A 13,200-nucleotide genomic window follows, 5' to 3' on the forward strand; every position below is an offset into this window, starting at 1 on the left:
CAGGAGAGAAACGTGAAAGACTTATTAAAGTTTCTGAAACAGCAAAGCAAGACTGAAGAATTTAACGGCATCAAAATTGGTCTGGCATCGCCTGATCTGATCCGTTCTTGGTCTTTTGGTGAAGTTAAGAAGCCAGAAACCATCAACTACCGTACCTTCAAGCCTGAGCGTGAAGGTCTGTTCTGTGCGCGTATCTTTGGCCCAGTCAAAGATTACGAATGTTTGTGCGGTAAGTACAAACGTTTGAAGCACCGTGGTGTTATTTGTGAAAAGTGTGGCGTTGAAGTAACCCAAACTAAAGTACGTCGTGAGCGTATGGGTCACATCGAACTGGCTAGCCCAGTTGCGCACATTTGGTTCTTAAAATCACTTCCGTCACGTATTGGCTTAATGCTGGATATGACGCTGCGTGATATCGAACGCGTACTGTATTTTGAATCATTTGTCGTGATCGAGCCTGGCATGACCAGCCTTGAACGTGGCCAAATGCTGACAGAAGAAACTTATCTGGATGCATTAGAAGAATACGGTGATGAGTTCGAAGCTAAGATGGGTGCCGAAGCAGTGCTTGAACTGTTACGTGCTATCGATTTAGCGAAAGAAATCGAACAAATGCGTGAAGAATTACCTTCAATCAACTCTGAGACTCGTCGCAAGAAAGTGACTAAACGTCTTAAGCTGATGGAAGCATTCTACACTTCAGGCAACAAGCCTGAGTGGATGATCTTAAAAGTACTGCCTGTTTTACCACCTGACTTACGTCCGCTGGTACCGCTCGATGGCGGCCGCTTCGCGACTTCAGATCTTAACGACCTGTATCGCCGCGTGATCAACCGTAACAACCGTTTGAAGCGTCTGTTAGATTTAGCTGCGCCAGACATTATCGTACGCAACGAAAAGCGTATGTTACAAGAGTCTGTTGATGCGCTATTAGATAACGGTCGTCGTGGTCGTGCTATTACCGGTTCTAACAAACGTCCTCTGAAATCTTTGGCTGATATGATCAAAGGTAAGCAAGGTCGTTTCCGTCAGAACTTATTGGGTAAGCGCGTCGACTATTCTGGTCGTTCGGTAATTACCGTAGGTCCTACTCTACGTCTGCACCAATGTGGTCTTCCTAAGAAGATGGCACTGGAACTGTTCAAGCCATTCATCTATGGCAAGCTAGAAGGTCGTGGCTTAGCTACTACCATCAAAGCAGCTAAGAAGATGGTTGAGCGTGAAGTGGCGGAAGTATGGGACGTTCTGGATGAAGTGATCCGCGAACATCCAGTGATGCTCAACCGTGCACCAACACTGCACAGACTGGGTATCCAAGCGTTCGAACCAGTACTGATTGAAGGTAAAGCAATCCAGTTACACCCACTCGTTTGCGCGGCATACAACGCCGACTTCGACGGTGACCAAATGGCGGTACACGTACCGTTAACACTGGAAGCGCAGCTTGAAGCCCGTGCCCTGATGATGTCTACCAACAACATCCTGTCTCCAGCTAACGGCGAGCCTGTTATCACACCGTCTCAAGACGTGGTATTGGGTCTGTACTACACCAGCCGTGAACGTATTAACGGCCGTGGTGAAGGTATGGCATTTATGTCTGTTGCTGAAGTTGAAAAAGCTTACGCAACTGGCGCTGCTGAACTGCATGCCCGCGTTAAAGTACGTATCACTGAAACCATTATTGGTGACACTGGTGAACGTACTGAACAACGCCGTATCGTTGATACGACTGTGGGTCGTGCTCTGCTGTCACTTATTCTGCCAGCAGGTTTGTCATTTGATCTGGTTAACCAGAACATGGGCAAAAAGCAGATCTCTAAATTGTTGAACACTTGTTATCGTCAACTGGGTCTGAAAGATACTGTTATCTTCGCTGACCAATTGATGTATACCGGTTTCCGTTTTGCAACCATCTCTGGTGCCTCTGTAGGTATCGATGACATGGTTATTCCAAACGAGAAATACACCTTAGTTGCTGATGCAGAAGCGGAAGTTCTTGAAATTCAAGAGCAGTTCCAATCTGGTCTAGTTACAGCCGGTGAGCGTTACAACAAAGTTATCGATATCTGGGCAAGTGCCAACGAAAAAGTTTCTAAAGCTATGATGGAAAACCTGTCAACTGAGACAGTGATTAACCGTGATGGTGTTGAAGAGAAACAAGCCTCGTTTAACAGCATCTATATGATGGCTGACTCAGGCGCTCGTGGTAGTGCCGCACAGATCCGTCAGTTGGCGGGTATGCGTGGTCTGATGGCTAAGCCAGACGGCTCAATCATCGAAACGCCAATTACCGCTAACTTCCGTGAAGGTCTAAACGTACTCCAGTACTTTATTTCTACTCACGGTGCGCGTAAAGGTCTAGCCGATACGGCATTGAAGACAGCGAACTCGGGTTACCTGACTCGTCGTCTTGTAGACGTTGCACAAGATTTAGTGGTTATCGAAGACGATTGTGGTACTCACGAAGGTCTAACCATGAAGCCGCTGATTGAAGGTGGTGATGTGGTTGAGCCGTTACGTGAACGCGTACTGGGTCGTGTGGTTGCGCTTGATGTGTTCTATCCAGGCACTGAAGACGTACTCGCACCACGTAACACGCTACTCGACGAAGCCTGGTGTGACAAGTTAGAAGAATATTCAATCGACGAAGTGATTGTACGTTCTGTTATTTCTTGTGATACCGATTTCGGTGTGTGTGCAGCCTGTTACGGTCGTGACTTGGCTCGTGGTCATATCATTAACCACGGTGAAGCAATCGGTGTTGTGGCAGCACAATCTATCGGTGAACCAGGTACACAGTTAACGATGCGTACGTTCCATATCGGTGGTGCGGCATCAAGAGCGTCTGCAGAAAACAATGTCCAAGTGAAAAACTCGGGTTCATTGAAACTGCATAATGCTAAGCATGTTACTAACAGTGACGGCAAATTGGTTATCGTTTCTCGTTCTTCTGAACTGGCCGTTATTGACGAGCTGGGTCGTGAGAAAGAGCGTTATAAAGTGCCATACGGTACTGTGCTCGAGAAGCTAGAAGAAGCGGCTGTTGAAGCGGGCGATGTTATCGCTAACTGGGATCCACATACTCACCCAATCATTTCTGAAGTGGCGGGTAGTATCAAGTTCGTAGACATGATTGACGGTGTCACTATGACACGTCAAACAGACGAACTAACGGGTCTGTCATCAATCGTGATCCTTGACGTTGGTCAGCGTGGTACAGCGGGTAAAGAAATGCGCCCAATGATCCGTCTGCTTGGCGCTAATGGTGCTGACTTGATGATCCCTGGTACTGAAGTACCAGCACAGTACTTCTTACCAGGTAGTGCGATCGTTAACTTGGAAGATAACGCGCAAATCAACGTGGGTGACGCTTTAGCTCGTATTCCTCAGGAATCGTCTAAAACACGCGACATCACCGGTGGTCTGCCACGCGTTGCTGACTTGTTCGAAGCGCGTAAGCCAAAAGAGCCTGCTATTCTGGCGGAAATCTCTGGTACCATCTCGTTTGGTAAAGAGACCAAAGGTAAGCGTCGTTTGGTGATTACACCTGCTGATGGCGGCGATCATTATGAAGAGATGATCCCTAAGTGGCGTAACTTAAACGTGTTCGAAGGTGAAAAAGTCGAACGTGGTGAAGTTATCGCTGACGGTCCAGAAGCGGCACACGACATTCTGCGTCTTCGTGGTATCCATAACGTAGCAAACTACATTGTGAACGAAGTACAGGACGTTTACCGTCTGCAAGGCGTGAAGATCAATGATAAGCATATCGAAGTGATCATCCGTCAGATGCTGCGTAAGTGTCTTATCACTTCTGCCGGTGACACTGACTTCCTCGAAGGGGAACAAGCTGAAGTGTCACGCGTGAAGATCGCTAACCGCGAACTGATCGCCCAAGGTAAAGTGCCTGCGACCTTCGAACGTGAACTACTGGGTATTACTAAAGCATCTCTGGCAACAGAATCCTTTATCTCAGCAGCATCGTTCCAAGAAACTACGCGCGTACTGACCGAAGCCGCCGTAGGTGGTAAGAGCGATCAATTACGTGGTCTGAAAGAAAACGTTATCGTTGGCCGACTGATCCCAGCCGGTACTGGTTACGCTTATCACAAGACTCGTAATGAAGCGCGTGCGAAGAAAAACGAACCTGTAGTAGTGAATAAGATCACTGCAAGTGAAGCCGAACAGAACTTGGCCGATCTCTTAAACCTGGCTGGTAGCCAAGATTAAGTAATCAGTTTGTTATAAAAAGGCGCCTATGGCGCCTTTTTTCTTGTAATATGCCGCAAAAGTTGGCTATTTCTTGACAGTCAGGCATTACCTTTCTAAAATTCCGCGTCCCACCATTGTGGGATATAGATTTTTCACACCTTATCGTTGAGTTTGATTCAACTGACTCGGAGCTATACATGGCAACTGTAAACCAGTTGGTACGTAAGCCACGCGCGCCAAAAGTCGACAAGACTAACGTGCCTGCGTTGAATGCGTGCCCGCAAAAACGTGGTGTTTGTACACGTGTGTACACAACTACCCCTAAAAAACCTAACTCTGCACTACGTAAAGTAGCTCGTGTGCGTCTAACTAACGGTTTCGAAGTGACTTCGTACATCGGCGGTGAAGGCCACAACCTGCAGGAACATAGCGTGATCTTAATCCGTGGTGGTCGTGTTAAAGACTTACCAGGTGTGCGTTATCACACTATTCGTGGCGCATTAGACTGTGCAGGCGTGACTTCACGTCGCCAAAGCCGTTCTAAATACGGTGCTAAGCGTCCTAAGTCTTAACTTATCCGTTAAGTAAGGCCAAGCTAGTTTTATTTTGAGAATTCCAGTTTTGGAAATCCCTGAAGCATACGGAGAATTGTTATGCCAAGACGTCGCGTTGTAGGACAACGTAAAATCCTACCAGATCCAAAGTTTCACAGTGAGTTGCTGGCTAAGTTCATCAACGTCATTATGCAAGACGGCAAAAAGTCGACTGCAGAAAAAATTATCTACAAGGCACTAGATGTTGTCGCTGAAAAGAAAAGCGAATCACATCTGACTATCCTTGAAGCAGCCCTGGACAACGTTCGCCCATCAGTCGAAGTTAAATCTCGTCGCGTTGGTGGTTCTACGTACCAGGTACCATGTGAAGTTCGTCCTGTGCGTCGTAACGCACTGGCGATGCGCTGGTTAGTTGAAGCTGCTCGTAAGCGTGGTGAAAAATCTATGGCTTTACGTCTGGCAGGTGAAATGCTGGATGCGTCTGAAAACAAAGGTACTGCTGTTAAGAAGCGTGAAGACGTGCATCGCATGGCTGAAGCTAACAAAGCCTTTGCTCATTACCGTTGGTAATATGATGGTGTGGGCTTAGGCCCACACCATAGTTGTTGATATTGCCAAGACTTAGGTCTTGGTGGAGAGGGTATAATCGTGGCTCGTACAACCCCAATTGAGCGTTATCGTAATATCGGTATTTGTGCTCATGTTGACGCAGGTAAAACCACCACAACAGAACGTGTTCTGTTCTATACCGGTTTGTCTCATAAAATCGGTGAGGTGCATGACGGCGCCGCTACCACAGACTGGATGGTTCAAGAGCAAGAGCGTGGTATCACTATCACCTCGGCTGCGGTAACCACATTCTGGCGTGGTATGGATGCTCAATTCACTGAACACCGCATCAATATCATCGATACCCCTGGTCACGTTGACTTTACTATTGAAGTTGAACGGTCTCTGCGCGTCCTCGACGGCGCTGTTGTCGTTTTCTGTGGTTCATCTGGTGTTGAACCTCAGTCAGAAACAGTGTGGCGTCAAGCTGATAAATACCGCGTTCCACGCTTAGTATTTATCAACAAGATGGACCGTGCAGGTGCAGACTTTGAACGTGTAGTGAAGCAAATTAGAACTCGTCTTGGAGCCACTTGTGTGCCTATTCAATTGAATATTGGTGCAGAAGAAAACTTCAAAGGCGTGATCGACTTAATCAAGATGAAAGCAATTAACTGGAATGAATCAGACCAGGGTATGACTTTCACTTATGAGGAGATCCCTGCAGAGTTAGCGGCTAAAGCGGCTGAAATGCATGAGTATCTAGTTGAAGTAGCCGCCGAATCCTCGGATGAACTGATGGATAAGTACCTTGAAGAAGGCACGCTATCAGAAGACGAGATTAAAAAGGCGCTACGTCAGCGTACTATAAATAATGAAATCGTTTTAGCGACTTGTGGTTCTGCATTTAAGAACAAAGGCGTTCAAGCGGTACTTGATGCGGTGATTGAATTCTTGCCAGCGCCAATTGATGTGCCTCCAATTAAGGGCATCGATGAGAACGACCAAGAAGTAGAGCGCCCATCAGATGACAATGCGCCTTTTGCTGCATTGGCATTTAAGATTGCTACAGATCCATTCGTAGGAACTTTGACCTTTATTCGCGTGTACTCAGGCGTACTCGAATCAGGTTCGGGCGTTTACAACTCTGTGAAACAGAAGCGTGAACGCGTAGGTCGTATGGTGCAAATGCATGCAAACGATCGTACTGAACTGAAAGAAGTCCGTGCTGGTGATATCGCAGCGGCGATTGGTCTAAAAGAAGTGACTACGGGTGATACGCTTTGTGATAACGATCATAGAGTGATCTTGGAACGTATGGAGTTCCCAGAGCCAGTAATTACCATTGCCGTTGAGCCTAAGTCAAAAGCCGACCAGGACAAAATGGGTATCGCGTTGCAAAAGCTTGCAGCGGAAGATCCATCATTCCGAGTTGAAACTGACGAAGAATCATCACAAACTCTGATTTCGGGTATGGGTGAGTTACACTTAGACATCATCGTCGACCGTATGCGTCGCGAATTCGGTGTTGAATGTAACGTAGGTAAGCCACAAGTGGCCTACCGCGAAACTATCCGAGCATCAGTAGAAGCTGAAGGTAAATTTGTACGCCAATCAGGTGGTCGTGGACAATTCGGTCACGTTTGGTTAAAACTAGAGCCTAATGAAGAAGGCGCTGGTTACGAATTTGTCAATGCAGTTGTGGGAGGTGTGATTCCTCGTGAATTCATTCCTGCGGTTGATAAAGGTATCCAAGAACAGATGAAGAATGGCGTTCTCGCTGGCTTCCCTGTGTTGGACGTGAAGGTCACTCTGTTCGACGGTTCATATCATGATGTGGACTCTAATGAGATGGCGTTCAAAATTGCAGGTTCTATGGGCTTCAAAAAGGGTGCGCTTGAAGCGAATCCGGCGTTGCTCGAACCTTGCATGAAAGTAGAAGTAACTACTCCTGAAAATTATATGGGTGACGTCGTTGGTGATTTAAACCGTCGTCGTGGCTTGATTGAAGGGATGGATGATGGCTTTGGTGGCATCAAAATAGTCCATGCTGTAGTGCCTCTTTCTGAAATGTTTGGTTATGCAACTGATTTGCGCTCTGCTACACAGGGTCGCGCTTCATACTCTATGGAGTTTTTGAAGTACTCTGATGCACCGCAAAACATTGCAAAAGCGATTATTGAATCTCGTAGCTAATATCCAGTTACGACATAAATGTTATTATGGTCCAGCACTGACTGGACTATTCTGAAAAGAAAGGAATATATCGTGGCAAAAGCTAAATTTGAACGTATTAAGCCTCACGTAAACGTGGGCACCATTGGTCACGTTGACCATGGTAAAACCACACTGACTGCAGCTATCTCTCACGTACTGGCTAAGACCTACGGTGGCGAAGCTAAAGACTTCTCTCAAATCGATAACGCTCCAGAAGAGCGTGAGCGCGGTATTACAATTAATACTTCTCACATCGAATATGACACGCCAGCACGTCACTACGCACACGTAGACTGCCCAGGCCATGCTGACTATGTTAAAAACATGATCACTGGTGCTGCACAGATGGACGGCGCGATTTTAGTAGTAGCTTCAACAGACGGTCCAATGCCACAGACTCGTGAGCACATCCTGCTTTCTCGTCAGGTTGGCGTACCGTACATCATCGTGTTCATGAACAAATGTGACATGGTAGATGACGAAGAATTACTGGAATTGGTAGAAATGGAAGTTCGTGAACTTCTGTCAGAATACGATTTCCCAGGTGATGACTTACCAGTAATCCAAGGTTCAGCTCTGAAGGCGCTAGAAGGCCAACCAGAGTGGGAAGCTAAGATTCTTGAATTAGCAGCTGCACTGGATTCTTACATTCCAGAACCACAACGTGACATCGATAAGCCGTTCCTACTGCCAATCGAAGACGTATTCTCAATCTCTGGCCGTGGTACTGTAGTAACTGGCCGTGTTGAGCGTGGTATTGTTAAAGTGGGTGACGAAGTTGAAATCGTTGGTGTTCGCACTACGACTAAAACAACGTGTACTGGCGTAGAAATGTTCCGTAAGCTGCTTGACGAAGGTCGTGCAGGTGAGAACTGTGGTGTGTTATTACGTGGTACTAAGCGTGATGACGTAGAACGTGGTCAAGTATTGGCTAAACCAGGTTCAATCAACCCACACACTACTTTTGAATCAGAAGTTTATGTTCTGTCAAAAGAAGAAGGCGGACGTCACACTCCATTCTTCAAAGGCTACCGTCCACAGTTCTACTTCCGTACAACTGACGTAACCGGTACTATCGAACTGCCAGAAGGCGTAGAGATGGTAATGCCTGGCGACAACATCAAAATGGTAGTTACTCTGATTTGCCCAATCGCGATGGACGAAGGTTTACGCTTCGCAATCCGTGAAGGTGGTCGTACAGTAGGTGCTGGTGTAGTAGCTAAAATCATTGCTTAATAGCGATAGAGATTAGTTTGAAAAGGAAGCTTCGGCTTCCTTTTTTGTTTTAGGGGCTGGTTTTATCCACAAATTTGTGTAAAATGCTCGCCACTCTGAAGTTAAATAGTTATTTGATGACTATTTACACAGCGGGCTTGATATCCGGATTTAGATAGGTATAATGGCCCCCTCGTCGACCTAGGTTGACGAATTAAATGATTAGTCACTTAAGTTAATCATTATCATAGCGGCTCCGATTGGGAGTCGAACGGTTAAATCATCTCGCTCTGCTTTTCTATATAGAAGAAGCTAGAGGGTGATTTTTTATATGTCCATTTTAGGAGCTCTGGTCAATGCAGAACCAAAGAATCCGTATCCGCTTAAAGGGATTTGATCATCGCTTAATTGATCAATCTACAGCGGAAATCGTTGAAACTGCTAAGCGTACAGGCGCTCAAGTACGTGGTCCAATTCCACTACCTACGCGTAAAGAGCGTTATACCATTTTGATCTCTCCGCACGTTAATAAAGATGCTCGTGACCAGTACGAATTACGTACACACAAGCGCCTGGTTGACATCGTAGAGCCAACTGAAAAGACTGTAGACGCGTTAATGCGTTTAGATCTTGCGGCTGGTGTCGACGTACAGATTAGCTTGGGTTAATTGAGATCCTAGTAAGAAGAGGTTTGAGAGATGGCTATCGGTCTTATTGGTCGTAAAGTTGGTATGACTCGCATCTTCACTGAAGATGGTGTTTCAATACCAGTTACTGTAATTGAAGTTGCAGGCAACCGTGTTACTCAAGTGAAAACTTTAGAAACTGACGGCTACCGTGCACTTCAAGTTACAACTGGCACCAAAAAAGCCAATCGCATCACTAAACCAGAAGCAGGTCACTTTGCCAAGAGCGGCGTTGAAGCCGGTCGTGGTTTGTGGGAAATGCGTTTGGTAGACGGTGAAGGCGAGGGCATTGAAGTTGGTGCTGAGCTAAATGTTGATATTTTCGCTGACGTAGCGAAAGTAGATGTTACTGGTCAATCAAAAGGTAAAGGCTTCCAAGGCGGCGTTAAGCGTTGGAACTTCCGTACTCAAGATATGACTCACGGTAACTCTTTGTCGCACCGCTCGAATGGTTCTATCGGTCAGAACCAAACGCCTGGTCGCGTATTCAAAGGCAAAAAAATGTCAGGCCATATGGGTGCCGAGCGTGTTACTACTCAAAATCTAGTTGTAGTTCGTGTAGATGTTGAGCGTAACCTGCTACTAGTCCGTGGCGCTGTTCCTGGCGCTACCAATGGCGACTTGATTATCAAGCCTGCCGTTAAAGCTTAAGGTCTGAGGAGATAGTAATGGAATTGGTATTGAAAGACGCGCAAAGCGCTCTTGAAGTTTCCGAAACTACCTTCGGCCGTGACTTTAACGAGGCACTGGTTCATCAGGTAGTTGTAGCATACGCTGCAAACGCGCGTCAGGGCACTCGTGCTCAAAAGACTCGTGCGGAAGTAACTGGCTCAGGCAAAAAGCCTTGGCGCCAAAAAGGAACTGGCCGTGCTCGAGCTGGTTCTGTTAAAGGCCCAATCTGGCGTGGCGGTGGCGTAACATTCGCTGCTAAAACCCAAGATCATAGCCAAAAAGTTAACAAAAAGATGTACCGCGGCGCGCTGAAAAGCATTCTGTCTGAATTGGTACGTCAAGAGCGTCTGGTTGTTGTTGAATCTTTCGGTGTTGAAGCTCCTAAAACTAAAGAGCTGAAAGCTAAATTGAAAGCAATGAACCTTGAAGACGTTCTAATTGTGACTGCAGAAGTTGATGAGAACTTATTCTTAGCAGCTCGTAACCTGTACAAAGTTGACGTTCGTGACGTAGCGGGTCTTGACCCAGTTAGTCTGATCGCGTTCAACACTGTGCTTGTGACTGCTGACGCAGTGAAGCAAATCGAGGAGATGCTAGCATGATGATCCGCGAAGAACGTTTGCTAAAAGTTATTCTCGCTCCACACATCTCTGAAAAGAGCACTGTGAACGCTGAGAAGCACAACACTGTTGTTTTCCGCGTAGCTATCGATGCAACTAAAGCTGAAATTAAAGCTGCTGTTGCTAAGCTATTTGAAGTTGAAGTTGATTCAGTTCGCACTTTAGTAAGCAAAGGCAAAACTAAACGCACTGGTGGCCGTACTGGTCGTCGTAGCGATTGGAAAAAAGCCTATGTAACTCTAGCTGCTGGTGCTGACATCGATTTCGTCGGCGGCGCTGAGTAAGCAAAGGAGAATTATCATGGCAGTTATTAAGTGTAAGCCAACCTCTCCAGGTCGTCGCCACGTTGTTAAAGTGGTGAACACTGACCTGCATAAGGGTAAACCCTTTGCTGGCCTGTTGGCGAAAAAATCTAAAAGTGGTGGCCGTAACAATACTGGCCGTATCACTGTCCGTCACGTAGGTGGTGGTCATAAGCAGCATTATCGTCTAATCGACTTCAAACGCGATAAAGATGGTATCCCTGCAAAGATTGAGCGTCTGGAATACGATCCAAACCGTACAGCTAACATCGCGTTAGTACTGTATGCGGATGGTGAACGTCGTTATATTCTTGCTGCCAAAGGCATGCAAGCTGGCGATAAGATCCAGTCTGGTGTTGCTGCCGAGATCAAAACCGGTAACGCTATGCCACTGCGCAACATCCCAGTAGGTTCTGTAGTTCACGCAGTTGAAATGAAGCCAGGTAAAGGTGCTCAGATCGCTCGTTCTGCAGGTGCTTATGTACAAGTTGTTGCTCGTGATGGCGCATATGCCACTCTACGTCTTCGCTCTGGCGAAATGCGTAAAGTGCCAGTTGATTGCCGCGCGACATTTGGTGAAGTTGGTAATGCCGAACACATGCTACGCCAGTTAGGTAAAGCAGGTGCTAAACGCTGGAGAGGCATACGCCCTACAGTACGTGGTGTTGCAATGAACCCAGTAGACCATCCACACGGTGGTGGTGAAGGCCGTACTTCTGGTGGTCGTCACCCAGTGACTCCATGGGGTGTGCCAACTAAGGGTTATAAGACTCGTAGTAACAAGCGCACTGACAAGTACATCGTACGTCGTCGTAATAAATAGTAAGAGGATTCGCCATGCCACGTTCTCTCAAGAAAGGTCCCTTCATTGACCTGCACTTGCTGAAGAAGGTAGAGAAAGCGATGGAAGCCGGTGACAAAAAGCCTATTAAGACTTGGTCACGTCGCTCTATGATCATTCCAAATATGATTGGTTTGACCATCGCTGTCCATAATGGTCGTCAGCACGTTCCTGTGTTCGTAACTGACGAAATGATCGGCCACAAACTTGGTGAATTTTCACCAACTCGCACTTATCGTGGCCATGCCGCTGATAAGAAAGCGAAGAAGCGTTAATACGGGAGGAATAAGATGGAAGTTTTAGCTAAACATCGTTTTGCCCGTACGTCTGCGCAGAAGGCCCGTCTGGTTGCTGATCAAATTCGTGGTTTGCCTGTTGCTAAGGCACTCGAAATTTTGACTTTCAGCCCCAAGAAAGCCGCCGTACTGGTTAAAAAAGTACTTGACTCAGCTATCGCAAACGCCGAACACAACGAAGGCGCGGATATTGATGAGCTTAAAGTAGGAGCCGTCTTCGTAGATGAAGGCCCGACTATGAAGCGTATCATGCCACGTGCTAAAGGCCGCGCTGATCGTATCATGAAGCGTACCAGCCACATTACTGTGGTTGTATCAGATCGCTAGGAGAGAGCAATGGGACAGAAAGTACATCCTAATGGTATCCGTCTGGGTATCACCAAGCCTTGGATCTCTACCTGGTACGCAGATAAATCAGATTACGCAAGTAACCTGAACAGCGACTGGGAAGTGCGTAAGTTTCTTGTAGAGAAATTACAAGCTGCTTCAGTATCTAAGATTGTTATCGAGCGTCCAGCGAAAAGCATCCGCGTTACCATTCACACTGCCCGTCCAGGTGTTGTGATCGGTAAGAAAGGTGAAGACGTTGAAGTATTGCGTGCTGCAGTGTCAAAACTTGCTGGCACTCCTGCTCAAATTAACATCGCTGAGATCCGTAAACCTGAGCTAGATGCCAAATTAGTTGCTGATTCAATTGCACAGCAATTAGAGCGTCGCGTAATGTTCCGTCGTGCTATGAAGCGCGCAGTTCAAAACGCAATGCGTATTGGTGCTCAAGGTATCAAAGTACAAGTTAGTGGCCGTTTAGGCGGAGCTGAGATTGCGCGTGACGAGTGGTATCGTGAGGGTCGTGTACCTTTACATACTTTGCGTGCTGATATCGACTATTCTACATCTGAAAGTCACACCCAATACGGTGTGATTGGCGTTAAAGTTTGGATCTTCAAAGGTGAAGTTCTAGATGGAATGCTGCCACAGATTGAAGAACCGAAGCAGCAGCAACCTAAGCGCAAGCCTCGTGGTAAATAGGAGAGCC

13 protein-coding genes are annotated in these 13,200 nt (G+C 46.8%); all 13 read left to right on the forward strand.

Annotated elements, in window-relative coordinates:
• Positions 1–12 precede the first annotated feature (12 nt).
• Positions 13–4,230, forward strand: coding sequence for a DNA-directed RNA polymerase subunit beta' (gene rpoC / locus BM607_RS21285; protein ID WP_071940699.1), 4,218 nt, complete (start codon positions 13–15; stop codon positions 4,228–4,230).
• 179 nt (positions 4,231–4,409) lie between these two features.
• Positions 4,410–4,784 (forward strand): 30S ribosomal protein S12, encoded by a 375-nt coding sequence (gene rpsL / locus BM607_RS21290; protein ID WP_006083605.1) that lies wholly within the window; start codon positions 4,410–4,412, stop codon positions 4,782–4,784.
• 81 nt (positions 4,785–4,865) lie between these two features.
• On the forward strand, positions 4,866–5,336 hold the full coding sequence (gene rpsG / locus BM607_RS21295; RefSeq protein WP_006083604.1) for a 30S ribosomal protein S7: 471 nt from the start codon (positions 4,866–4,868) through the stop codon (positions 5,334–5,336).
• A gap of 78 nt (positions 5,337–5,414) precedes the next feature.
• Complete coding sequence (fusA, locus tag BM607_RS21300; protein ID WP_006083603.1) at positions 5,415–7,511, forward strand: elongation factor G; 2,097 nt, start codon at positions 5,415–5,417, stop codon at positions 7,509–7,511.
• A 72-nt stretch (positions 7,512–7,583) separates the two neighbouring features.
• Positions 7,584–8,768, forward strand: a complete 1,185-nt coding sequence (gene tuf, locus BM607_RS21305; protein ID WP_087486593.1) for an elongation factor Tu — start codon at positions 7,584–7,586, stop codon at positions 8,766–8,768.
• A gap of 335 nt (positions 8,769–9,103) precedes the next feature.
• A complete protein-coding gene (rpsJ, locus tag BM607_RS21310) occupies positions 9,104–9,415 on the forward strand; it encodes a 30S ribosomal protein S10 (RefSeq protein WP_006083601.1) in 312 nt (103 codons plus the stop codon).
• A 30-nt stretch (positions 9,416–9,445) separates the two neighbouring features.
• Complete coding sequence (gene rplC / locus BM607_RS21315) at positions 9,446–10,084, forward strand: 50S ribosomal protein L3 (RefSeq protein WP_006083600.1); 639 nt, start codon at positions 9,446–9,448, stop codon at positions 10,082–10,084.
• A 17-nt stretch (positions 10,085–10,101) separates the two neighbouring features.
• Positions 10,102–10,707: a 50S ribosomal protein L4 gene (gene rplD, locus BM607_RS21320; protein WP_006083599.1), complete on the forward strand. Its 606-nt coding sequence runs from the start codon at positions 10,102–10,104 to the stop codon at positions 10,705–10,707.
• Positions 10,707–11,009, forward strand: a complete 303-nt coding sequence (gene rplW, locus BM607_RS21325; protein WP_025008843.1) for a 50S ribosomal protein L23 — start codon at positions 10,707–10,709, stop codon at positions 11,007–11,009. The genes rplD and rplW overlap by 1 nt, the downstream gene beginning before the upstream one ends.
• 16 nt (positions 11,010–11,025) lie before the next feature.
• Positions 11,026–11,850, forward strand: coding sequence for a 50S ribosomal protein L2 (gene rplB / locus BM607_RS21330; protein ID WP_006083597.1), 825 nt, complete (start codon positions 11,026–11,028; stop codon positions 11,848–11,850).
• Positions 11,851–11,864: 14 nt separating this feature from the next.
• The gene (gene rpsS, locus BM607_RS21335; RefSeq protein WP_006083596.1) at positions 11,865–12,143 is read left to right on the forward strand and encodes a 30S ribosomal protein S19; all 279 of its coding nucleotides are present in this window, start codon (positions 11,865–11,867) and stop codon (positions 12,141–12,143) included.
• 15 nt (positions 12,144–12,158) lie between these two features.
• Positions 12,159–12,491, forward strand: coding sequence for a 50S ribosomal protein L22 (gene rplV, locus BM607_RS21340; protein ID WP_006083595.1), 333 nt, complete (start codon positions 12,159–12,161; stop codon positions 12,489–12,491).
• A 9-nt stretch (positions 12,492–12,500) separates the two neighbouring features.
• Positions 12,501–13,193 carry a 30S ribosomal protein S3 gene (rpsC, locus tag BM607_RS21345; protein WP_006083594.1) on the forward strand — a complete coding sequence of 231 codons (693 nt, stop codon included), beginning with the start codon at positions 12,501–12,503 and terminating at the stop codon, positions 13,191–13,193.
• Positions 13,194–13,200 lie beyond the last annotated feature (7 nt).

Origin of the sequence: Shewanella sp. SACH (assembly GCF_001887095.2) — a bacterium.
Lineage (GTDB): Bacteria > Pseudomonadota > Gammaproteobacteria > Enterobacterales > Shewanellaceae > Shewanella > Shewanella baltica.

Excerpts from the sequence above, each read along its gene's own strand:
- rpsL (WP_006083605.1), top strand. The coding sequence starts at position 4,410 with ATGGCAACTGTAAACCAGTTGGTACGTAAGCCACGCGCGCCAAAAGTC.
- rpsG (WP_006083604.1), top strand. The coding sequence starts at position 4,866 with ATGCCAAGACGTCGCGTTGTAGGACAACGTAAAATCCTACCAGATCCA.
- rpsJ (WP_006083601.1), top strand. The coding sequence starts at position 9,104 with ATGCAGAACCAAAGAATCCGTATCCGCTTAAAGGGATTTGATCATCGC.
- rplC (WP_006083600.1), top strand. The coding sequence starts at position 9,446 with ATGGCTATCGGTCTTATTGGTCGTAAAGTTGGTATGACTCGCATCTTC.
- rplD (WP_006083599.1), top strand. The coding sequence starts at position 10,102 with ATGGAATTGGTATTGAAAGACGCGCAAAGCGCTCTTGAAGTTTCCGAA.
- rplW (WP_025008843.1), top strand. The coding sequence starts at position 10,707 with ATGATCCGCGAAGAACGTTTGCTAAAAGTTATTCTCGCTCCACACATC.
- rplB (WP_006083597.1), top strand. The coding sequence starts at position 11,026 with ATGGCAGTTATTAAGTGTAAGCCAACCTCTCCAGGTCGTCGCCACGTT.
- rpsS (WP_006083596.1), top strand. The coding sequence starts at position 11,865 with ATGCCACGTTCTCTCAAGAAAGGTCCCTTCATTGACCTGCACTTGCTG.
- rplV (WP_006083595.1), top strand. The coding sequence starts at position 12,159 with ATGGAAGTTTTAGCTAAACATCGTTTTGCCCGTACGTCTGCGCAGAAG.
- rpsC (WP_006083594.1), top strand. The coding sequence starts at position 12,501 with ATGGGACAGAAAGTACATCCTAATGGTATCCGTCTGGGTATCACCAAG.